The sequence below is a fragment of the Sphingomonas phyllosphaerae genome (genome assembly GCF_029623345.1).
Lineage (GTDB): Bacteria > Pseudomonadota > Alphaproteobacteria > Sphingomonadales > Sphingomonadaceae > Sphingomonas > Sphingomonas phyllosphaerae_C.
This window is the reverse complement of sequence record NZ_JAPYKH010000004.1, coordinates 174,543-195,919: the sequence shown is the minus strand read 5'-3', so window position 1 is coordinate 195,919 and position 21,377 is coordinate 174,543. Positions and strand designations below refer to the sequence as shown.

The 21,377-nt window shown below is 68.2% G+C and carries 19 protein-coding genes and 1 tRNA gene; 9 read left to right on the top strand and 11 right to left on the bottom strand.

All coding sequences use genetic code 11. The annotated features are described in order from the left end of the window. Nucleotides 1-15 precede the first annotated feature (15 nt). Nucleotides 16-1,419 (bottom strand): magnesium transporter, encoded by a 1,404-nt coding sequence (gene mgtE / locus QBJ89_RS05925; RefSeq protein WP_277979604.1) that lies wholly within the window; start codon nt 1,417-1,419, stop codon nt 16-18. Between the two features lie 113 nt (nt 1,420-1,532). Here mgtE and QBJ89_RS05920 point away from each other — a divergent pair, with 113 nt between their 5' ends. Beyond that, the gene (locus tag QBJ89_RS05920; RefSeq protein WP_277979603.1) at nt 1,533-1,988 is read left to right on the top strand and encodes a peptidylprolyl isomerase; all 456 of its coding nucleotides are present in this window, start codon (nt 1,533-1,535) and stop codon (nt 1,986-1,988) included. A gap of 236 nt (nt 1,989-2,224) precedes the next feature. Here QBJ89_RS05920 and QBJ89_RS05915 read toward each other — a convergent pair whose 3' ends face one another. Further along, nucleotides 2,225-3,109 (bottom strand): LysR substrate-binding domain-containing protein, encoded by an 885-nt coding sequence (locus QBJ89_RS05915; RefSeq protein ID WP_277979602.1) that lies wholly within the window; start codon nt 3,107-3,109, stop codon nt 2,225-2,227. A 308-nt stretch (nt 3,110-3,417) separates the two neighbouring features. On the opposite strand from QBJ89_RS05915, the gene QBJ89_RS05910 reads away from it, so the two are divergent. Continuing rightward, nucleotides 3,418-5,712, top strand: a complete 2,295-nt coding sequence (locus QBJ89_RS05910) for a CDC48 family AAA ATPase (RefSeq protein WP_277979601.1) — start codon at nt 3,418-3,420, stop codon at nt 5,710-5,712. Nucleotides 5,713-5,888: 176 nt separating this feature from the next. On the opposite strand, the gene QBJ89_RS05905 is transcribed toward QBJ89_RS05910, so the two are convergent. After that, complete coding sequence (locus tag QBJ89_RS05905; RefSeq protein ID WP_277979600.1) at nt 5,889-6,224, bottom strand: antibiotic biosynthesis monooxygenase family protein; 336 nt, start codon at nt 6,222-6,224, stop codon at nt 5,889-5,891. A 151-nt stretch (nt 6,225-6,375) separates the two neighbouring features. Here QBJ89_RS05905 and QBJ89_RS05900 point away from each other — a divergent pair, with 151 nt between their 5' ends. Beyond that, nucleotides 6,376-6,990: a class I SAM-dependent methyltransferase gene (locus QBJ89_RS05900; RefSeq protein WP_277979599.1), complete on the top strand. Its 615-nt coding sequence runs from the start codon at nt 6,376-6,378 to the stop codon at nt 6,988-6,990. Nucleotides 6,991-7,121: 131 nt separating this feature from the next. Here the strand turns inward: QBJ89_RS05900 and QBJ89_RS05895 are convergent, their stop codons facing one another. From QBJ89_RS05895 to QBJ89_RS05885, 3 genes are all read right to left on the bottom strand, one after another. Beyond that, complete coding sequence (locus tag QBJ89_RS05895; RefSeq protein ID WP_277979598.1) at nt 7,122-8,648, bottom strand: peptide chain release factor 3; 1,527 nt, start codon at nt 8,646-8,648, stop codon at nt 7,122-7,124. A gap of 467 nt (nt 8,649-9,115) precedes the next feature. Next, entirely contained in the window at nt 9,116-9,793 is a 678-nt protein-coding gene (locus QBJ89_RS05890) for an RlmE family RNA methyltransferase (protein WP_277979597.1), read from the bottom strand. Nucleotides 9,794-9,818: 25 nt separating this feature from the next. Then, the gene (locus QBJ89_RS05885; protein ID WP_277979596.1) at nt 9,819-10,856 is read right to left on the bottom strand and encodes a Ppx/GppA phosphatase family protein; all 1,038 of its coding nucleotides are present in this window, start codon (nt 10,854-10,856) and stop codon (nt 9,819-9,821) included. A gap of 149 nt (nt 10,857-11,005) precedes the next feature. On the opposite strand from QBJ89_RS05885, the gene QBJ89_RS05880 reads away from it, so the two are divergent. Together QBJ89_RS05880 and QBJ89_RS05875 are read left to right on the top strand one after the other, a co-directional pair. Then, nucleotides 11,006-11,079, top strand: a tRNA-Gln gene (locus QBJ89_RS05880). A 166-nt stretch (nt 11,080-11,245) separates the two neighbouring features. Then, nucleotides 11,246-11,536: a hypothetical protein gene (locus tag QBJ89_RS05875; RefSeq protein WP_277979595.1), complete on the top strand. Its 291-nt coding sequence runs from the start codon at nt 11,246-11,248 to the stop codon at nt 11,534-11,536. A gap of 219 nt (nt 11,537-11,755) precedes the next feature. Here QBJ89_RS05875 and QBJ89_RS05870 read toward each other — a convergent pair whose 3' ends face one another. Next, nucleotides 11,756-12,424, bottom strand: coding sequence for a hypothetical protein (locus QBJ89_RS05870; RefSeq protein ID WP_277979594.1), 669 nt, complete (start codon nt 12,422-12,424; stop codon nt 11,756-11,758). Between the two features lie 252 nt (nt 12,425-12,676). Here QBJ89_RS05870 and QBJ89_RS05865 point away from each other — a divergent pair, with 252 nt between their 5' ends. Genes QBJ89_RS05865 through holA form a run of 4 tightly spaced genes read left to right on the top strand, consistent with a single transcriptional unit; the run spans nt 12,677 to nt 17,167 of the window. Beyond that, nucleotides 12,677-13,111, top strand: a complete 435-nt coding sequence (locus tag QBJ89_RS05865; protein WP_277979593.1) for a DUF3576 domain-containing protein — start codon at nt 12,677-12,679, stop codon at nt 13,109-13,111. Between the two features lie 14 nt (nt 13,112-13,125). Continuing rightward, the gene (gene leuS / locus QBJ89_RS05860; protein ID WP_277979592.1) at nt 13,126-15,630 is read left to right on the top strand and encodes a leucine--tRNA ligase; all 2,505 of its coding nucleotides are present in this window, start codon (nt 13,126-13,128) and stop codon (nt 15,628-15,630) included. Beyond that, nucleotides 15,627-16,157, top strand: coding sequence for an LPS assembly lipoprotein LptE (gene lptE, locus QBJ89_RS05855; RefSeq protein ID WP_277979591.1), 531 nt, complete (start codon nt 15,627-15,629; stop codon nt 16,155-16,157). Before leuS ends, lptE begins: the two co-directional genes overlap by 4 nt. Continuing rightward, entirely contained in the window at nt 16,154-17,167 is a 1,014-nt protein-coding gene (holA, locus tag QBJ89_RS05850) for a DNA polymerase III subunit delta (RefSeq protein ID WP_277979590.1), read from the top strand. The genes lptE and holA overlap by 4 nt, the downstream gene beginning before the upstream one ends. A 188-nt stretch (nt 17,168-17,355) precedes the next feature. Here holA and QBJ89_RS05845 read toward each other — a convergent pair whose 3' ends face one another. From QBJ89_RS05845 to mnmG, 4 genes are read right to left on the bottom strand one after another with little or no spacing between them, the layout of a single operon-like run. Beyond that, entirely contained in the window at nt 17,356-18,276 is a 921-nt protein-coding gene (locus tag QBJ89_RS05845; protein ID WP_277979589.1) for a ParB/RepB/Spo0J family partition protein, read from the bottom strand. Beyond that, on the bottom strand, nt 18,273-19,055 hold the full coding sequence (locus QBJ89_RS05840) for a ParA family protein (protein WP_277979588.1): 783 nt from the start codon (nt 19,053-19,055) through the stop codon (nt 18,273-18,275). Before QBJ89_RS05840 ends, QBJ89_RS05845 begins: the two co-directional genes overlap by 4 nt. After that, entirely contained in the window at nt 19,055-19,663 is a 609-nt protein-coding gene (rsmG, locus tag QBJ89_RS05835; protein ID WP_277979587.1) for a 16S rRNA (guanine(527)-N(7))-methyltransferase RsmG, read from the bottom strand. The genes QBJ89_RS05840 and rsmG overlap by 1 nt, the downstream gene beginning before the upstream one ends. Then, complete coding sequence (gene mnmG, locus QBJ89_RS05830) at nt 19,660-21,372, bottom strand: tRNA uridine-5-carboxymethylaminomethyl(34) synthesis enzyme MnmG (RefSeq protein WP_277979586.1); 1,713 nt, start codon at nt 21,370-21,372, stop codon at nt 19,660-19,662. The genes rsmG and mnmG overlap by 4 nt, the downstream gene beginning before the upstream one ends. Nucleotides 21,373-21,377 lie beyond the last annotated feature (5 nt).

Sequence of the window (21,377 nt, the reverse complement as noted above, 5' to 3'; positions counted from 1 at the left end):
TCTCGCCGATGTGGGTCAGCCCCCCAGGCCCCACAAGGTGGCAAGGCCGAGGAAGGAGAGGAAGCCGCCCGTGTCGGTCAGCGTCGTCACGAACACCGCCGAGGACACCGCCGGATCGACGCGGAAACGGTCGAGCGTTACCGGCACCAGCACCCCGCCCAGTCCCGCGAGCAGGTTGTTGATCACCATCGCGAGCGCCATGACCAGCGACAGCTGCTCGTCGCCATAGACGATGTAGCTGCCGAGCCCGACCAGGCAGCCCAAGGTCAGGCCGTTGACCGCGGCGATGCGCAGCTCGCGCACGATCATCCGCGCCGTATTGGTGTCGGTCAGCTGGTTGGTCGCGATCGCGCGCACCACCACCGCCAGCGTTTGCGTCCCGGCGTTGCCCCCCATGCCCGAGACGATCGGCATCAGCACCGCCAGCACCGCGTAGCGCGCGATCGCACCCTGGAAGAGCCCTACCACCGAGGCCGCGAGCATGGCGGTGGCGAGGTTGACCACCAGCCAGGTCAGCCGCGTCTTCACGGTGAGCCGGATCGGCTCGTTGATGTCGCCTTCGCCCGCGCCGGAGAGCAGCAGCGTGTCCTCGCCGGCCTCCTGCTGGATGATGTGGACGACGTCGTCGACGGTGATCATGCCGACCAGCCGCCCCGCGCCGTCGACCACCGCGGCCGAGATCAGCGCGTATTTCTGGAAGCGGAGCGCGACCTCCTCCTGGTCCATGTCGACGGGGATCAGCGTCTGCTCGCGCTGCATCACGTCGGCGATGGCGACCGAACGCGGCGCGCGCAGCACCCAGCTCAGCATGCAGGTGCCGACCGGGCGATGCGCCGGGTCGACCACGTAGATTTCCCAAAAATCGGTGGTGAGACCGTCGTCGCGGCGCAGATAGTCGAGCGCGTCGCCCACCGTCCAATGTTCCGGCACCGCGATCAGGTCGCGCTGCATCAGCCGGCCGGCGGATTCCTCGGGGTAGGACAACGCCTCCTCGATCGCGGCGCGATCGTCCGGCTCCATCGCGCGGAGGACCTCGCGCTGGTCCTCCGGTTCCATGTCCTCGATGATCGCGACCGCGTCGTCGGTGTCGAGCTCGCTGGCGATGTCCGCCACCTGGCGCGCGTCGAGCGCGTCGATCAGGCTTTCGCGGACGTAATCGTTCATCTCCGCGAACACGTCGGCGTCGACCAGGTCGGCGATCGCGGCGGCGAGGTCGCGGCGGCAATTCTCGGGCGTGAGCTCGAAGAGGTCGGCGATGTCGGCGGGGTGGAGCGGCTCGACCAGCGCGTGCGCGGCGGCGACGTCGCCGGCCTGCACCGCGTCGATCACGGCGCGGACGAACTCGGGCTTGAGCCGGTCGTCCTCGTCCATCCGGTCGTCGGCGGCCTCGATCGGATCGGCCAGCTCGCTCTCGCTCATGCGCTGCCGCCTCCTGTTCGTGCCGGACCGCACCGCCCTACCGCGCGTTCGCACCATTTGCCAGCCGCGCGCCCAGCCACTAACGCGCCCGCATCGTACCGAAAGGATCTTCCATGGCCGATACTTACTCCACGCTGACGATGACGCTCGAGGGCGGTGACGTCACCATCCGGCTGCGCCCCGACCTCGCGCCCGAGCATGTCGCGCGCATCGCCGAGCTGGCCAACGACGGCTTCTACGACGGTGTGGTGTTCCACCGCGTGATCCCGGGCTTCATGGCGCAGGGCGGCGATCCGACCGGCACCGGTATGCACGGTTCGGACAAGCCCAATCTCAAGCAGGAATTCAGCAAGGAGGCGCACGTGCGCGGCACCTGCTCGATGGCGCGGACGATGGACCCCAACTCGGCCAACTCGCAGTTCTTCATCTGCTTCGACGACGCGCGCTTCCTCGACGGCCAGTACACCGTCTGGGGCGAGGTGACCGAGGGCATGGAGCTGATCGACGCGCTGCCCAAGGGTGAGCCGCCGGCCAACCCGGGCAAGATCGTGTCGATGAAGGCGGCGTAAGGACAGCAGGTCGTCAACGTGGGCGTGGTGGGCTGTGGCACGCCCCCCGCGCTCCCCGTCGTTACGGGCGGCGTCGTTCCTCTGCCCACCGTCGTCATCCCCGTGAACGCAGGGATCCAGACGATTACACTCGCGGCTCAAGTCGCAACGATAGCGCGTCTGGATTCCTGCCTTTGCAGGAAGGACCGCGATGGGCGGCTGAAGACGGCCGTGATAGTGCGTAGGCCGGCGCCCCCTCACTCCTCTCGCAGCGTGCGGATGAGCCAGTCGCGGAACAGCCGCACCGGCTTGGTCTGCAGCGCGCGTGGGCGGCAGGCGAACCAATAGCTGTACGGGCTGGTGACATCGATGTCGAAGAGACGCACCAGCCGCGGATCATTGGCGTCCTGAAAGTGGTTCTCGTGCATGAAGGCGATGCCGAGCCCCTGCGCCGCCGCCTCGAGGATCAGCGCGCCCGAGTCGAAATAGTCGATCGCGACCGACTCGACCGCCGGCACCCCGGCGGCCTGCGCCCAGGCGGCATAGGTGTCGGGCATGTCGCGGTGGAGCAGGATCGTATGCCCCTCCAGCTGCTCGGGCGAGCGCAGCGGGTTCGACCCCTCCAGCAGCGAGCGCGCACCGATCGGATAGACCATGTTGCGGTCAAGTCGCTCCGAGTAGAGCAGCGGGTCTACGTCGCGCGCCACCACGATCACCGCGTCGAGCCCCTCGCCTAGCCGCCCCAGCGCGTTACCGCCGGTATCGATGTCGAGGTGAAGCTCGGGATGCGCGGTACGCAGTTCGCCCAGGCGGGGGAACAGCCGCTGCGACGCGTAGAGCGGCAGCACGCCGAGTCGCAGCCGCAGCACCTCGCTGCCACTGGTCATCGCCTCGATCGCGTCGGATAGGCCGTCGAGCACGGGCGCGATCGCAGAGAGCAGCCGTTCGCCATCGGCATTAGGCACCATCGCCTGGTGGCGGCGGTCGAACAGCGGACGCGTGAGGAAACGTTCGAGCGTCTGGATGCGCCGGCTGAGCGCGGGGGGTGACAGCGCCAGCTCCTGCGCCGCGGCCTTGATCGAGCCGAGGCGGGCAACGGCGACAAAGGCCTCGATCGCGGTCAGGGGCGGCAGGCGGCGCATGGTTCTTTCAACATCGGTCCCGCGCCGGATGATGCAACTCGCACGGATCGGCGCGACCGTACGAACGAGGTCGAATGCAACTTTTGCAAGTATAGCGCTATCATTCGCACTTGCACAATGGTTCGCAGCTCCGCATTTATGGCGTGCCTTTCAGGCATCCTCTCCTAAAAACTTTCATGGGCCGCTCCTCGTTGAGCGGCCTTTTTTTTCACTCACGTCGAACCCGTAGCGGCGGGTGCCGCCCTCGCAATCCGGAACGCTGGCCCTATCTCCTGCGCTCGACCGCGCGAGCGAGGAAAGGGAGCAGGATGGCGGACGCCGAACCCCGAGTGATCAAATTGCAGGTGGCGAACGCACGCCCCGAAGACAGCGGCCGCGGCATCGCACATCTGCCGCGCTCGGTGCTCTCCGCCCTTGGCCTCGCCGACGGCGACGTGGTCGAGATCGTCGGCAAAAAGACCACCCCGGCCCGAGCCGTCGGCCCCTATGCCGAGGACGAGGGACTCGAAATCATCCGCATCGACGGTCTCCAGCGCGCCAACGCCGGCGTCGGCTCGGGTGACTTCGTCGAACTGCGCCGAGTCGATAGCAAGGCGGCGACTCGAGTGGTCTTCGCCCCGGCGCAGCAGAACCTGCGGCTCCAGGGCTCGACCACCGCGCTCAAGCGCACCTTCTTCGGCCGCCCTTTGTGCGCCGGCGACGTCGTCGCCACCGCCGGTCACCAGCGCGTTTCGAACATGCCGCCGGGCATGGAGCGCTATATCAACGCGCCCGCTTACGCCCTGCAGGAGATCCGCCTTTCCGTCGTCTCCGCCAACCCCAAGGGCGTGGTGCATATCGACGAGAATACCGAGATCGAGCTCCGCCCCGAATATGAGGAGCCCGAGGCGGCGCGTCGTGCCGACGTCACCTATGACGACATCGGCGGCATGGCGGCGACGATCGACCAGCTGCGCGAGATGGTCGAGCTGCCGCTGCGCTATCCCGAGCTGTTCCAGCGTCTCGGCGTCGATCCGCCCAAGGGCGTGCTGCTCCACGGCCCGCCCGGCACCGGCAAGACGCGGCTGGCGCGCGCGGTGGCGAACGAGTCGGACGCGCAATTCTTCCTGATCAACGGTCCCGAGATCATGGGTTCGGCCTATGGCGAGTCGGAGCAGCGGCTGCGCAGCGTGTTCGAGGAGGCGACCAAGGCCGCGCCCTCGATCGTCTTCATCGACGAGATCGACTCGATCGCACCCAAGCGCGGCCAGGTCTCGGGCGAGGCGGAGAAGCGCGTCGTCGCACAGCTGCTGACGCTGATGGACGGGCTGGAGGCGCGCGCCAACGTCGTCATCATCGCCGCGACCAACCGGCCCGAGGCGATCGACGAGGCGCTGCGCCGTCCCGGCCGGTTCGACCGCGAGATCATCGTCGGCGTCCCCGACGAGCGTGGCCGGCGCGAGATCCTGGGCATCCACACGCGCGGCATGCCGCTGGGCGACAAGGTCGACCTCGACGAGCTGGCGCGCACCACCTTCGGCTTCGTCGGCGCCGATCTCGCCGCGCTGACCCGCGAGGCCGCGATCGAGGCGGTGCGGCGGATCATGCCCCGGCTCAACCTCGAGGATCGCAGCATCCCGCCCGAGGTGCTCGACACGTTGGCGGTGACGCGCGAGGACTTCATGGGCGCGATCAAGCGCGTCCAGCCCTCGGCGATGCGCGAGGTGATGGTGCAGGCACCGACGACGCAGTGGAGCGACGTCGGCGGGCTCGACGACGCGCAGATGCGGCTCAAGGAGGGCGTCGAGCTCCCGCTCAAGGATCCGGACGCGTTCCGCCGGCTCGGCATTCGCCCGGCCAAGGGCTTCCTGCTCTACGGCCCGCCCGGCACCGGCAAGACCCTGCTCGCCAAGGCGGTGGCGCGCGAGGCGGAGGCGAACTTCATCGCCACCAAGTCGAGCGACCTGCTGAGCAAATGGTACGGCGAGAGCGAACAGCAGATCGCGCGGCTGTTCCAGCGCGCGCGTCAGGTGGCGCCATGCGTGATCTTCATCGACGAGCTCGACAGCCTCGTTCCCGCGCGCGGCGGCGGGCTGGGCGAGCCGCAGGTGACCGAGCGCGTGGTCAACACCATCCTCGCCGAGATGGACGGGCTCGAGGAGCTGCAGTCGGTGGTGGTGATCGGCGCGACCAACCGGCCCAACCTGATCGACCCGGCGCTGCTCCGCCCGGGGCGGTTCGACGAGCTGATCTACGTCGGCGTGCCCGACCAGGCCGGGCGGCGGCGCATCCTGTCGATCCAGACGCAGAAGATGCCGCTCGCCGGCGACGTCGATCTCGACGCGGTGGCGCGCCGCACCGAGCGCTTCACCGGCGCCGACCTGGAGGACGTGGTGCGTCGCGCCGGCCTGATCGCGCTGCGTGAATCGCTGGACTCGCGGCAGGTGACCGCGGCGCATTTCGACCGCGCGCTGGAGGAAAGCCGCGCCAGCGTCACACCGGAGGTGGAGCGTGACTACGAGCAGATGGCGTCGCGACTGAAGCAGGACGCCAACGCGATCCAGCCGATCGGCTTTATCTCGCCGGGCCAGCTCACCCCGCGCGGGCCGAAGGGAACGGACTAAGCGCCTGTGATCCTCCCCGGCACGGGGGGCGTGCGGGCGAGATCGTGTCCCCGGACATGATCTTGGCGTGCCGGCGGCGCGCCAAAGCCTGCCCGCTCGCGAAACGAGCGGTGGAAGGGGCTCTCCACGCACCGCAGCGCCTGGCGATCCCCCCTCCCCGCCAAGCCGGGAGGATCTTACTCGCTCACGGCCGCCCAGCGATAATTACGCATCACCGTCGCCACCGTGACCGCGTAATCGTCGTACCAGCGCTCGCGCCCTCGCTCACGCGTCTCGGCATGCTCGGGATGGTCGCGCCAGGCGATCGCGCTCGCCTCGTCGGCCCAGTAGCTGAGCGTGATTCCCAGCCCGTCCGCGGCGCGGACACTGTCGACCCCGCGATAGCCCGGCTGTGCCGCGGCGAGCGCGTCCATCCGCGCCGCCGCCGCGGCATAGCCCGCCTCGTCGCGGCCGTTGCGGCGCGAGACGAAGGTAACCACTACTTGTCCGACCCGTTCGCCGTCGGTCCGCATGCGTCCGCTCCCACCGCGCCAACGGCCGGGCGAATAGGCGCTTGGGGGCGGGCTGCAACCCCGCTATGGCAACCGCCGCGCTTGCAAGGCGTTCGTCATCGTGGTGACACGCGGCTGTCACCTTCAGGGTTCGGGAGCGACATCTTTCCACATGCCTAGTTCGACCAACGCCATGCGGCGCAGCCGCAGCAGAGCCGCCGGCGTGCCCGGTCCCTGGCAGATGTTCTTTTCCGGGTTCCTCAAGCACCCCGTGATGGTCGGGTCGATCATTCCTTCGTCGGACCGGCTCATTGCCAAGATGCTCGGCCCGGTCGACTGGGCGAACTGCAAGCTCTTCGTCGAATATGGCCCCGGCGTCGGCACCTTCTGCCGCCCGATCCTCGAGAAGATGGCGCCCGACGCGACGCTGATCGCGATCGACACCAACCCCGATTTCATCCGCTACCTCAACCACACGATCACCGATTCGCGCTTCGTCGCGGTGCATGGCTCGGCCGCCGACGTCGAGGCGATCGTCGCCGAGCACGGCCATGAGGCGGCCGACTATGTCCTCTCCGGCCTGCCCTTCTCGACACTGCCCGACGGCGTCGGGCCTGCAATCGCAGCGGCGACGCAGCGCGTGATCCGCACCGGCGGCGCCTTCCTGGTCTACCAGTTCAGCCCCAAGGTCCGCGACTTCATCGCGCCGCACTTTCCGCGCATCGACCATGACATGGAATGGTGGAACGTACCCCCGGCGCAGCTCTACTGGGGCTGGAAGGACTGACGCGGGCGGGCGGACCGACTGCCGCCCTCCCACCGGTATCTTCCTGAACTCGTTTCAGGATGACGCCGGTAGGAGGGGAGCGGGTGACTGCCCCACACGCCGACGTTGGCTTCACGTGGAACAACCCGCGTTCACCGCTCCCGCGTCGCGGCGAAGCGCACCGTGGAATACCGATCGGCGATATAGCCGACCTCCCAGGCGCTCTTCGCCAGAAACACCGGGTTACCGTCGCGATCCTTCGCCATCGCGCCGCGGTTGAGGTCCATGAAGTCCTTGAGCGCGGCGGGGTCCTCCGCCGAGACCCAGCGCGCGGTGTCATAGGGTGCCGGCTCCAGCCCCGCCGCGACCTTATATTCCACCTCGAGCCGCGATAGCAGCACCTCCAGCTGGAGCTGACCCACCACGCCGATGATCCAGTTCGACCCGATCTCCGGGTAGAAGACCTGGGTCACGCCCTCCTCGGCCATGTCGTCGAGCGCCTTGCGCAGCTGCTTGGTCTTGGTCGGGTCCTTGAGCTGGACGCGGCGCAGGATCTCGGGGGCGAAATTCGGCAGGCCGGTGAAGCGCACGTCGGCGCGCTCGCTCAGCGTGTCGCCCACGCGCAACGTACCGTGATTGGGGATGCCGATGATGTCGCCGGGGAACGCCTCGTCCGCCACCTCGCGGTTCTGCGCGAAGAACAGGATCGGCGAGTGGACCGCGATCGGCTTGCCGTGACCGGTCGGGGTCAGCTTCATGCCGCGCTTGAACGTGCCCGAGCACAGCCGCATGAACGCGATCCGGTCGCGGTGATTGGGGTCCATGTTGGCCTGGACCTTGAACACGAAGCCGGTGACCTCGTCGTTATCGGGGGCGACCGGCGCGGGCTCGGCCGGCTGCGGGCGCGGCGGCGGCGCGTGCTCGGCCAGCGCCGCGATCAGCTGCGCCACGCCGAAGTCCTTGAGCGCGGAGCCGAAATAAACCGGCGTCAGGTCCCCGTGGCGATACGCCTCGGGGTCGAAGGCGGGATAACCGATCTGCGCCAGCTCGATCTCCTCCTGCCAGCGCTCGGACAAGGCCGGCGAGTCCTCGACCGTGCCGAGGAAGGCGCGGCTGTCGCCCTCGGGGCGGCTGATCCGGTTGGTGGTAAGGTCGAGCACGCCCTCGAACTCGCCCCCCATCCCGATCGGCCAGCTCATCGGCGCGACGTCGAGCGCGAGCATGTCGGCGATCTCGTCGAGCAGCTCGAACACCGGCCGGCCCTCCCGGTCGACCTTGTTGACGAAGGTGATGATCGGCACCGAGCGCAGCCGGCAGACCTCGAACAATTTGCGCGTCTGCGGCTCGATCCCCTTGGCGGCATCGATCACCATCACCGCGGAATCGACCGCCGTCAGCGTGCGATAGGTATCCTCAGAGAAGTCCTCGTGGCCCGGCGTGTCGAGCAGGTTGAAGGTGATGCCGTCATGCTCGAACGTCATCACCGAGGAGGTGACCGAGATGCCGCGCTGCTGCTCGATCTTCATCCAGTCCGAACGCGCGCGCCGGTTCGCCCCACGCGCCTTGACCTCGCCGGCGAGATGGATCGCACCGCCGAAATACAGCAACTTTTCGGTGAGCGTGGTCTTGCCCGCGTCCGGGTGGGAGATGATCGCGAAGGTGCGGCGAGGGGAGGTCATGCGGGGGTCCGGGTCAGGCGCGCGCGGCGCGAATGTTGCGAATGTTGAGTCGGTGGACGGTGTCGGTCGTGGATTGCGCGCTGCGGAGGCGCGAATGTTGCGAACGTTGAGCCAGTGGCAATGGTGCGACGAGGTTGGGGCGGGCGGTGGGGCGAGCTCCCCTCGCCGACGTGCCGATAGCAAAGCGGGGCGATGTGGGACAGGGGCGGCAGGGTAGATCAATGGCAAGGCGGCGTGCCGGCGCTTCGCGACGAGGCTTGGACGGTTTCAGCCTCTCCTCAGCGCAGACGCTCAGGGGCCGCAGCCACCACAGCTGAGAAGGTCCGATCATGCTTCTCCGTTCGTGCTGAGGGGCCGCTGAGCTCGTCGAAGCCACGTCTCGAAGCACCTGACGCGCCGGTACGGAGCGCGACTCGAGGCGGCGACACGGTCCGTCTCGCGCGGGGTGGGCGAACCCACCCGTCACCTCACCCCTCCGCCGGCTCGCCGCGCCCTTTGAAACCCTGCGCCACCACGAACCACTCCACCGAGCCCTTGCGGCTCGCGGGCGGCTTGGCGTGTTTCACCGCGGTGAAGTTGCGCTTCATTTCCGCCACCAACGCCGAGTCGGCACCGCCCGCGAACACCTTGGCGACGAAGGTACCGCCCGGGCGCAGCACGTCGACCGCGAAGGCGAGGGCGGTCTCCACCAGCGCCATGGTGCGCAGCGCATCGGTCTGCGGATGCCCCACGGTGTTGGCCGCCATGTCGGACAGCACCAGGTCGGGCGCGCCGCCCAGCGCCGCCATCAGCTCACCCGGCGCGGCGTCGTCCATGAAGTCCATCTCGAAGATGGTGACGCCGTCGATCGGGTCGACCGGCAGCAGGTCGATCCCGACCACCGCGGCGCCCGGCGCCTGGCGCCGTACCACCTGGCTCCACCCGCCCGGCGCGATCCCGAGATCGACCACACGCTTGACACCCTTGAGCAGCCCGAAGCGCTCGTCCAGCTCGATCAGCTTGTACGCCGCGCGGCTGCGATACCCCTCGGCCTTGGCGCGGCGGACATAAGGGTCGTTGAGCTGGCGCTCGAGCCAGCGAGTGGATTGCGCGCTGCGGTTGCGCGCGGTCTTGACGCGTTGGCGTCCCGCCCCGGTCCCCCTCACGCGTCGCTAGGTCCCGTCACGTGAGTCACGCCTCGGTCTCCATCAGTCGGCGCAGGATGCCCTCGCGGATGCCGCGGTCAGCGACGCCGAGCCGCTCCGCCGGCCACAGGTCGAGGATACCCTCCAGGATGGCGCAGCCTGCCACCACGAGGTCGGCGCGCTCGCGGCCGATACAGGGCAGCTGCGCGCGCTCGCCGAGCGACATCGCCGCCAGCTCCTGGCTGATCTGGCGCATCGCCGCGGCGGGTGCGATCAACCCGTCGACCTGCGAGCGGTCGTAGCGCTCGAGCCCGAGATGCACGCTCGCCAGCGTCGTCACCGTGCCCGAGGTGCCGAGCAGCCGCGGCGGCGTCGCCGGTCGCGGCAGCCGTGCGGCGAAGGGCGCGAAGCTCTCCGCCACCAGCGCGCGCATCCGTTTATAGGCCCGCTCGCGCTCCTCCGCGGTGGCGCCGCCGCCTGCGCTCTCGGTGAGCGAGACGACGCCCCAGGGCGCGGAATGCCAGTCGCGCACCACCGGCACGGTGGTGTCGGCGTCGATCAATACCAGCTCGGTCGAGCCGCCGCCGATGTCGAACACCAAAGCCGGGCCGGTGCCGGGCTCGAGCAGGGCGTGGCAGCCGAGCACCGCGAGTCGCGCCTCCTCCTCCGCCGAGATGATGTCGAGGTGGATGCCGGTCTCGGCGCGGACGCGGGCGATGAAATCGGTGCCGTTGCTGGCGCGGCGGCACGCCTCGGTCGCGACCGAGCGCGCCAGCGTGACGTTGCGGCGACGCAATTTGTCGGCGCAGACGCGCAGCGCCGCGATGGTGCGCTCGATCGCGGCGTCGGACAGCGCACCGTTATGTGCCAGCCCCTCGCCGAGCCGGACGATGCGCGAGAAGGCGTCGACGACCGCGAAGCCGTCGCCGTGCGGCCGCGCGATCAGCAGCCGGCAATTGTTGGTGCCGAGATCGAGCGCGGCATAATGCCGCGCGCCGCCGCGCGCGGGGCGCGGCTGGGGTCGGGCCGAACGGGCAGGGTCGTCTTCCTGCCGGCGCGGCAATTGGGCGGGGAAGTCCACCATTGCCGTCAGACTTTCTCATTTCTTCCGGACGCGACCCGCGCGCGACGCGCGATCACCCGGTGCTTGGTGGTAACGCTACACGCTGTGGCGATGAGCGGCAAGGCGGCCATTGACAGGGGTCCCCACGCCTTCTAGTTGCGCCCCCCTGTTGCCCCGTCGTCTAACGGCAAGACTACGGACTCTGACTCCGTCAATCGTGGTTCGAATCCACGCGGGGCATCCAGCTTCCTCCATGCCGACGTTCGAAGTCCGGACACCGCGGCGCCGCGGCCGGATCGCGTGGACGCGCCATTCCAGCGCCGATCGATGAACCACCGCCCGGCTGCGCGAGTTATCAGGCGGCCGCGGAGGCGCGTCGGGCGCCGCGCCGCGGGGAAGGAAGGATCGTCATGAAGATCAAGCATGTCGCCGCCGCGTTGAGTGCCGCCACGCTCCTCGTCGCCGCGCCGGTGGTCGCTCAGACCACGCATGAGACGAAGGTCGACCACGACACGCGCGTCCATGACGGCACCGCCACCACTACCACCCGGGTCACCGAGACGAGCAAGCGCAAGACGCACCGGCCGAAGAAGATTTTGGGTGTGAAGGTCGGCCACAAGACGGAGACCACCAAGGTCGTGCGGGAGACCGCGGTGAGCTCGAACGGCGATCACAAGACGGTGGTCAAGACGAGCCATTGAGACCGGTGCCGGCGTCCGCGTCATGCGGCGCCGGCAGCGCGGGGCGGATCGCGCGCCCAGCGCTTGAGTCTATGCGCCTGATCAGCATCGTCCATGCTTGCTGTGAGCAGCGGGGCGCCGGTCAGCCGTCACTCGCGTTCCTCGTATCTCGTCAGCGACTGTGAGGTCTGACGAGATCCACGATAATCGACGCTACAGTGACGACGAACACCTTCGTCCTCAGAACCGGAACGCCGTCCCTACGTACACCGCCTGGCTGTCGCGGCGCTCGTCGTCGATCCGGGTCAGCCGGTCGCGCTCGCTCTTCAGCCGCATGCCCGCGGTCAGGTCGAGGTTGCGGGTAAGCGAATAGCTGCCGCCGACGTCGAGCGAATAGGACTGCGGCTCGGCCACGGCACGCGCGACACCCGGTAGCGCGCGATCGCTGCTCGCGCTGACGCGGCCGGTCCACTTGCTCGCCGAATAGCTGAGCGCCACGTCGGCGGCCTCGCGTCCACCCGGCAACGCGCCGAGATCGACCTTGGCGAGGTCACCAGAGACGGCGAAGCGCTTCCAGCCGACCGCGACACCCAGATTGTACGCGATCGGCGCGACGCCGACCGTCGTGGGCGTGGCCGAGGCCAGCCGCGCCTCGTCGCGCGCTGTCGCCGACGAGCGCGCGCGCACCGCCACGGTGACCGCGCGATTGCCGCTGCGCGACTCGGACGGGGTGAAGCGGAAGCCGCTCGCGTCGAGCCCGCCGCGTGCGAACAGCGCCGCCAGCTTGGGATCGGCGGCCGAAGGTGTGAACGATCCCGCGAGTCGCGGCAGCCCGGCGTCGCGACGCGCCGACCTGGGCGCCGCGTCGGGCGCGCCCAGCGCGGGGACAGCCAGGACCGCGGCGACCAATGTGGCCCCCGAGACACATGCTGCGATGTGGCGACCTGCGGCCACGATCTTGTCCGTCCCCCTTATGCCCGGCGAGTCTGCACGCCGGCCTCTGGAGCGGGCGTAACAGGAATCCGTTCCTTGTCCATCGGGGCGCTGGCTCTTTTCGGAAACTCTGTTGCACTATGTCCACAATGAGGCGCGCTTGCCCGGCGACAGGGCGGCGGGTAGAGCAGGCGCGACACCCCGTTTTCGCCCTGAAGGACCTTGCCGATGCTCCGCCCCTCGCGCCTCGCGGTTGGCCTGTTCGCCGCTTTTGCCCTGTCCGCCTGCGGCGGCAAGGCGGCGCGCCCCGAGGGTGACCTCGCCGCCTCCAAGGTCACCACGATCGGCGTCAACAGCTATCTGTGGCGCGCTTCGCTCGACACGCTCAGCTTCATGCCGCTGCTGCAGACCGATTCCAATGGCGGCGTCATCGTCACCGACTGGTACGTCAATCCGCAGGTGCCGACCGAGCGGATGAAGGTAACCGTCTCGATCCTCGACCAGGACCTGCGCGCCGACGCCGTCCGCGTCGCCGCGCTGCGCGAGATCAGCCGCGGCGGGCAGTGGATCGCCGCGCCGGTCGAGGCCGCGACGACGCAGAAGCTCGAGGACATCATCCTCACCCGCGCGCGTGACCTGCGCCGCGGCGCGATCACCGGCTGAGGCGCACCCAGCCGATGGCGTCACGCTTCAACGCGCTCAAGGCCGACACCCACTGGCAGCAGGTGTGGGACGAGTCGCAGACCTTCGCGGCGCGCGACGACAGCCCCAAGCCGCGCAGCTACGTGCTCGAGATGTTCCCCTATCCCTCGGGGAAGATCCACATGGGGCACGTCCGCAACTATACGATGGGCGACGTGCTCGCGCGCTTCCGGCGGATGACCGGGCATGAGGTGCTTCACCCGATGGGGTGGGACGCGTTCGGCATGCCCGCCGAGAATGCGGCGATGGAGAAGAAGGTCCATCCCGGCGAGTGGACCCGCCAGAACATCGCGGCGATGAAGGCGCAGCTCAAGCGGCTCGGCTTCGCGCTGGACTGGTCGCGCGAACTCGCCACCTGCGACCCGAGCTATTACGGCCACGAACAGGCGCTGTTCCTCGACTTCTACCGCGCCGGACTGGTCTATCGCAAGGAATCGGCGGTCAACTGGGACCCGGTCGACATGACCGTGCTTGCCAACGAGCAGGTGATCGACGGGCGCGGCTGGCGCTCGGGTGCGCTGGTCGAGAAGCGCAAGCTGTCGCAATGGTTCCTGCGCATCACGCGCTTCGCCGACGAGCTGCTCGAGGGCCTCGGTTCGCTCGAGCATTGGCCCGACAAGGTCCGGCTGATGCAGGAGAATTGGATCGGCAAGAGCCAGGGGCTGCAGTTCCGCTTCGCGCTTAGCGACGGCGACAGCGTCGAGGTATTCACCACGCGCCCCGACACGATCTTCGGCGCCAGTTTCGTCGCGGTCGCGGCGGACCATCCGATCGCGCAGGCGCTCGCCGCGCGTGATCCGGCAGCGGCGGCCTTCATCGAGCGCTGCAAGCAGGGCGGCACCACCGCGGCCGAGCTCGAGACGCAGGAGAAGCTCGGCTACGACACCGGACTCACCGCGGCGCACCCGCTCGGCGCGGGCGACCTGCCGGTGTACATCGCCAATTTCGTGCTGATGGACTACGGCACCGGCGCGGTGTTCGGCGTCCCCGCGCACGACCAGCGCGACTTCGAGTTCGCCAGCAAATATGCGCTGCCGATCCGCCGCGTCGTCGCCGATGGCGAGCGCACCGACCCCGCCTTCGACGGTACCGAGGCCTATACCGGGCCGGGTAATTTGGTGAACTCGCACTTCCTTGACGGGCTCGCGGTCGAGGAGGCCAAGCGCGTCGTGATCGAGCGTGCCGAGCGGGAGGGCTGGGGCCAGGGCTCCACCGTTTACCGCCTGCGCGACTGGGGCGTCAGCCGCCAGCGCTACTGGGGCACGCCGATCCCGATCATCCACTGTGCCGCCTGCGGCGAAGTGGCGGTGCCGCGCGAGCAATTGCCGGTGGCGCTGCCCGAAGACGTCAGCTTCGACGTGCCCGGCAATCCGCTTGAGCGTCACCCGACGTGGAAGCACGTCGCTTGTCCGCAATGCGGCGGCGAGGCGCTGCGCGACACCGACACGCTCGATACCTTCGCGGACTCGTCCTGGTATTTCATCCGTTTCGCCAGCCAGCCCGAGGATCGTCCGTTCGACCGCGAGCAGGCCGAGCGCTGGCTGCCGGTGGGGCAATATATCGGCGGGGTGGAGCATGCGATCCTCCACCTGCTCTACGCGCGCTTCTGGACGCGCGCGTTGCGCCATGTCGGGCTGATCGACCTGGCCGAGCCGTTCACCGGCCTGTTCACTCAGGGCATGGTGACGCACGAGACCTACAAGGCCGCGGACGGCCGCTGGCTCGCGCCCGAGGAGATCGGCGGCGGCGTGGAGCTCGCCACGGGCACGCCGGTGACGGTCGGCCGCGTCGAGAAGATGTCCAAGTCGAAGAAGAACACGGTCGATCCGGCGCCGATCGTGGATCAATATGGCGCGGACGCGGTGCGCTGGTTCATGCTCTCCGACTCGCCGCCCGAGCGCGACCTGGAGTGGAGCGAGAACGGCATCGAGGGCGCGTGGCGTTTCGTCCAGCGGCTGTGGCGGCTGTTCGACGCGCTCGGCGCGGGCGAGGCGCCCGGCGAGGGCGCGGACGCTGCGCTCGACCGCAAGCTCCACCAGACGATCGCGGGCGTCGCTGCGGATGTCGAGGCGCTGTCGTTCAACAAGGCGGTGGCCAAGCTGTACGAGTTGGTCAACGCGGTAGAGAAGGCACCGCCGTCGGCTTCGCGTGACGCTGCGGTGCGCACCCTGGTTTCACTGGTCTCCCCGATGGTGCCGCATATCGCCGAGGAGGCTTGGGCAATGCTCGGAGGTACCGGGCTGGTCGCCGACGCGCCGTGGCCCGCGGTCGACGAAGGGTTGCTGGTCGAGGACGAGGTAACCGTGGCGATCCAGATCAACGGCAAGCTGCGCGACACGCTGACGCTGCCCAAGGGGCTGGCGCGCGACGCGGTCGAGGCGGCCGCGCTCGCCAACGAGAAGGTCGTGCGGCAGCTCGAGGGCCGCTCGCCGCGCAAGGTGATCGTGGTGCCCGACCGGCTGGTCAACATCGTCGCATGACGCCCGCGCTGTCTCGTCGCTCCCTGGCCGCCGTGCTGGTGCCGCTGGCGCTCGCGGTCTCGGGTTGCGGGCTCAAGCCGCTTTACGCCGGCGGCACCGGCGGCGCGGTCGCCGCGACATTGGGCAGCGTCGACGTCGCGCCGATCCAAGGCAGATCGGGCTGGCTCATGGCCAACGCGCTGCGCGACCGGCTCGGGGCGATGGGGCAGGGGGGCGGCGCCGCAAAATACCGGCTCACCGTGCGTCTCGACGACGATATCGTCGGTCTCGGCACGCGGACCGACGACTCGATCGCGCGCGAGCGACGGACCTTGCGCGCGCGCTATCAGCTGATCGACGCTGCGCAGGGCACGGTGGTGGTCGACGCGACGGCGGGGTCGGACGCGGGGATCGACGTGGTCGGTTCGGAATATGCCACGATCGCGGCCGAGAACACTGCGCTGGAGCGGCTGTCCGAGACGGTGGCGGATCAGATCGTGGCGCGGCTGGCGCTCTACGCGCGGCGGACGCAGCCCTCGCCACCATGAAGGCGAGCGAGGCGCGGCTCATCGCCGCGCTCGACCGGCCGCCGGCGGACCTCCGCCTCTATCTACTCCACGGCCCCGACGAAGCGACCGCGCAGGCGCATGCGGCGCGGCTCGGGCGCGCGTTGGGGCAGGCCGTTGAGCGCGTCGATCTCGACGGAGCAACGCTGCGTAGCGATCCGGCGCGCCTCAGCGACGAGGCGGCGGCGATCTCGTTGTTCGGCGAGAGCCGCTACATCCGCGTCACCAGCGCGGGCGAGGAGGCGCTGGAGGCGGTCATAGCGTTGCTCGATTTAGCGCGGGCGGGCAACCCCGTCGTGGTGATCGCACCGTCGGTCAAAGCCACCGGCAAGCTGGTCAAGGCAGCGGTCGACTCGGATCGCGCGCTCGCCTTCGCCTGTTATCCTCCCAACGCGCGCGACGCCGCCGCGGTCGTGGCCGAGCTGGGCCGGGCCGAGGGCTTGCGGATCGCGCCCACCGCCGTGCAGCGCATCGTCCGAGCGAGCGACGGTGACCGCGCGGTGATGGCGCGCGAGATCGAAAAGCTGGCGCTTTACCTTGACGCTGCGCCGGATCGTCCGGCTGACGCCGACGAGGAGGCGCTCGATGCGATCGGTGCCGATATCGCTGAAGGGGAGATTGGCGACGTGGTGCTCGCTGCCGCGGGCGGGGACGTGCCCGCGCTGGTCGAGGCGCTGCGGCGGATGGCAGGGGCGGACAGCTCTCCGATACCGCTGCTGCGTGCGCTTGGGCGGCGGCTGCTGTCACTCGCCGACATGCGCGCCGCGATCGATTCGGGCGAGGGTGTGGACCAGGTGATGAAGCGTCACCGTGTCTTCTGGCGCGAGGAGGCGAGCACCGCGGCTGCGCTGCGGCGCTGGCGCGCGCCGGCGCTCGCCGCGGCGCTCGCGGCGGCGCGGCGCACCGAGCGCGAGGTGATTGCCGCCGGTCCGGCAGGACGCGTCATCATGGAGACGTTCCTGCTGCGGCTGGCGCAACGCGTCGCGCGATAGCGGAGGCGTGGGCCGATGCAGCGGCCGAGGGTAGAGGGTGGCAGGGTCGGCGGCTTAGCGATCTAAGCCGCACCCTGCTTCCGCCCGCGCCGTTGTCTAAGGCGACGGAACCGCGACGTTCGTCGCCTAGGCCTCCGGCATGCGCCGGAGCAGGCTGGGGGTGCTAATGAAGCGGATCAGACAGTGGATCAGATCCGCTCGCCACTTAGACGCTGGCACACCATATCGAGCTGCTCGAGTGAGCTGTAATCGAGCGTGATCGAGCCGCGTCCGTCCTCGTTGAACGCGATATGTACCTTGAGCCCGAGCAGGTCGGCGAGCTGGTTCTCCAGCGCGGCGAGGTCGGCGCTGCCGCCGCTCGCCGGCGCCATCGCCCGGGCGCCGCTGGTGGCCGAGCGGGGCGCCGCGCTACCGCCGCGCTTGTCGCTGCTGGCGAGCTTCTCGGTCTGGCGGACCGAGAGACCCTGCGTCACCACCTGGTCGGCGAGGGCGACGGGATCATCGGCGCTGACCATCGCGCGCGCATGCCCCATCGTCAGCGTGCCGCTCACCACCTGCGACTGGACCTCGTCGGGAAGGTCGAGCAGGCGCAGCAAATTGGCGACGTGGCTGCGCGACTTGTGCACTGCGCGGGCGAGGGCGTCCTGAGTATGGCCGAATTCGTCGATCAGCCGCTGGTAAGCACGGGCCTCTTCGATCGCGTTAAGGTCCTCGCGCTGGATATTTTCCAGCAGGGCGATCTGGAGCGTCTCGCTGTCGCTATACTCGCGAACGACGACCGGCACCTCGTGGAGCCGAGCGCGCTGCGCCGCGCGCCAGCGGCGCTCACCCGCGACGATCTGATAGTCATGACCATGCGGGCGGACGATGATCGGCTGTATCACGCCGCGCTCGGCGATGGAGGCGGCGAGTTCGTCGAGCGCTGCCTCGTCGAAATGGCGGCGCGGCTGGTCGGGATGCGGCGCGATCGCCGACACCGGAATCATCCGCACCGCGCCGCGCGCCGGAGCCTCGCCCGCCTCGCGCTCGTCCTGCGCCACGTCACCCAGCAGCGCGTTTAACCCACGCCCGAGACCATTGCGCGTTCGCCGCGCTCCTGCATCACTCATGCTGCTACATTCTCCACTCGGGGCAAGCGCTGGATCAGCTCGCGTGCCAGCGCAATATAAGCCTCGGAACCACTGCAGCGATGGTCATAGATCAGCGCCGGCAGGCCATGGCTCGGCGCTTCCGACAGGCGAACGTTACGTGGGATCACCGTATCGAACACGACCTTTCCGAGCACAGCACGGACGTCTGCCGAGACCTGCTCGGTGAGCCGGTTGCGCCGATCGTACATCGTCAGCGCGACACCCAGAATCGAGAGTGACGGATTGAAGCGCGAACGGATGCGTTCCACCGTGTTGAGCAGCTGGCTCAGCCCTTCAAGCGCGAAGAACTCGCATTGGAGCGGAACGAGGAGCGCATCAGCCGCCACCATGGCGTTGATCGTAAGCAGGCCGAGAGAGGGCGGGCAGTCGATGAGGATCACGTCCCAGTTGGGGTCCGCTCGATCAAGTGCGCGCCGAAGACGGTGGGTGCGGTCGCTCGACTCGACAAGCTCGATCTCTGCGCCTGAGAGATCGACGGTCGCGGGAATAACATCGAGATGGGGGATGCCGCTCGGCACTGCCGCATCCGCGAGCCCGGCATCATCTAGCAGCACGTCGTACGTCGATCGCTCGCGTTGGGCCTGCGCGATGCCGAGACCAGTGGAAGCATTACCCTGCGGGTCGAGGTCAATCAGCAGCACCCGATGCCCCGAGGCGGCAAGGGCTGTCGCGACATTGATCGCGCTCGTCGTCTTGCCGACTCCGCCTTTCTGGTTGGCGATAGCTATGCAGAACATCAGACAGATACTCCGTCGGCGATGACGATGAGCGATTCAGGGTCGGTGAGGCTGTGTTCCACGTGGAACATACCCTGCCATCGTGACCGCGCGAGATCAATCTCGGCTCCAGCCCCCCGACCGCGTGGTAGAACAAGCCGCGTGCGCACGTCGCGCAGGTGCCGTGTCATAGCAAGAAGATCCTCAAGCGCCGCCACTGCACGTGCCGAGATGACCGCAAAGGTGTGAGCAGGTAGGCTTTCCGCCCGACTCTTGACAACTCTGACGTGCGCAAGGCCAAGTTCGTCGGCAGCAGCGCTGAGGAAGTTTGCTCGTCGCGCACGGGGCTCCACCAAAGTGACGCTATGATCACTCAACAAAGCGATGACCATGCCGGGAAAGCCGGCGCCGCTGCCGATATCCAGCCAGTCGCCCGGACCCTCACTAAGGGCGAGAAGCTGCGCCGAGTCGAGCAGATGGCGCGACCATATCTGCGCGACTGAGGCCGGCGCGATTAAGTTCTGCCTGCTGTTTTCCGATACAACCAGCGCGCCGAATTGCTCCAGCCGACGCGCCGCTGGCTCACCGAAGTGAGTAACGACCCAATCGCGCGCGTCTTCCTCGGTCACGCTTTTTTCCGCACATGCAGCCATAAGGCAGACAGCGCCGCCGGCGTGATGCCGCGAATGCGCGAAGCCTCATCCAACGTGGTCGGACGAGCAATGCGTAGACGCTCGATCATCTCGGTAGACAAGCCGGGAACGCCGCCCAGCGTATCGGGAGCGGGAACCGCGATGTCACGATCCGCGCGCATGCGTGCGATCTCCACCGCCTGCCGTTCGAGGTAAGGCGCATAGCGAGTATCCTCATCGATCTCGCGACGCACGTCAGCATCGACATCTACGTTCTCACCGGCTCGCGCTTGCTCGCGCATGATCTGACGGCGATCGAACGATGCGCGGCGTTGTTCCCGCACCGCGCCGGCTGCAATGCCAAGGCCCGTGAGCCGCGTCTCTGCATTATCGGCCCTTAGCGCGAGCCGATATTCGGCGCGCGCGGTGAGCATCCGGTACGGCTCACTTACTCCCTGCAGCACCAGATCATCTATCATGACTCCCATATAGCCGCTTGCGCGGTCACAGATGAAGCCATCGAGAGAAAGCGCGTGCCCCGCGGCGTTGAGCCCTGCGATCAGCCCTTGAGCGGCCGCCTCTTCGTACCCTGTACTTCCATTGATCTGGCCAGCGCAAAACAGGCCTGGAAGGACATGAAGAGCAAGACGGTGATCCAACGACCGCGGGTCGAGATGATCATATTCTACCGCATAGCCATAGGTCGTGATGCGCGCTCGCTCCAGCCCGGCGATGGTCGCGATCAGCTGATCCTGCGTCTCGCGTGAGAGCGAGGTCGAGATCCCGTTGGGATAGATCGTATGATCATCCAACCCCTCTGGTTCGAGGAAGATCTGGTGCCCGTCACGATCACCGAAACGATGTACCTTGTCTTCGATCGAGGGGCAGTAACGCGGACCGCTTCCTTCAATCGCTCCCGCGAAAAGCGGAGAATCGGACAAGCCGGCTCGAATGACATCATGCCCGCGCGCGTCGGTCCGCGTGATCGCACAGGAGAGCTGAGGCAGGGATAGGTGCGCGCGGGGTAGAAAGGACATGCGCCACCTGTCTGCGTCACTCGCTTGTCGTTCAAGTCGCGACCAGTCGATGGTTCTACCATCGAGACGAGGCGGAGTCCCCGTTTTCAGACGCGTTATAGGTAGATCAAGCGCGCGCAGCTGCTGGCTCATTCGCTGGCTTGGACGTTCATCGATCCGGCCGCCGTCGAGTCGCTCGTGTCCTCTAAAAAGTCGCCCACCGAGGAATGTGCCGGCTGCGATCACCATTGCTCGCGTCCGCACGACCGAGCCGCTTTCGAGGCGAATGCCTGAGATCGAACCTCCCGTTGTTTCCAGCGCCACTGCTTCGTCTTGGATGATCGTCAGAGAAGCATAGGTGCGCAGCTGCGTTTGGATCGACGTTCGATAGATCCGTCGGTCGGCCTGGATGCGCGGGCCTTGCACTGCCAAACCCTTGGAGCGGTTAAGCATGCGACGGTGGATCGTTGCATCATCGGCCGCGATGCCCATCAGGCCGTCGAGCGCATCGACCTCGCGCACGAGATGGCCCTTGCCAACGCCGCCGATCGATGGGTTGCACGACATTGCGCCGATCTGGTCGACGCGCTGTGTCACCAACAGCACCGTCGCGCCGCGCCTCGCAGCCGCTGCCGCTGCCTCGGTCCCGGCATGACCGCCACCGACTACCACAACGTCATAGTGTTTCACGTGGA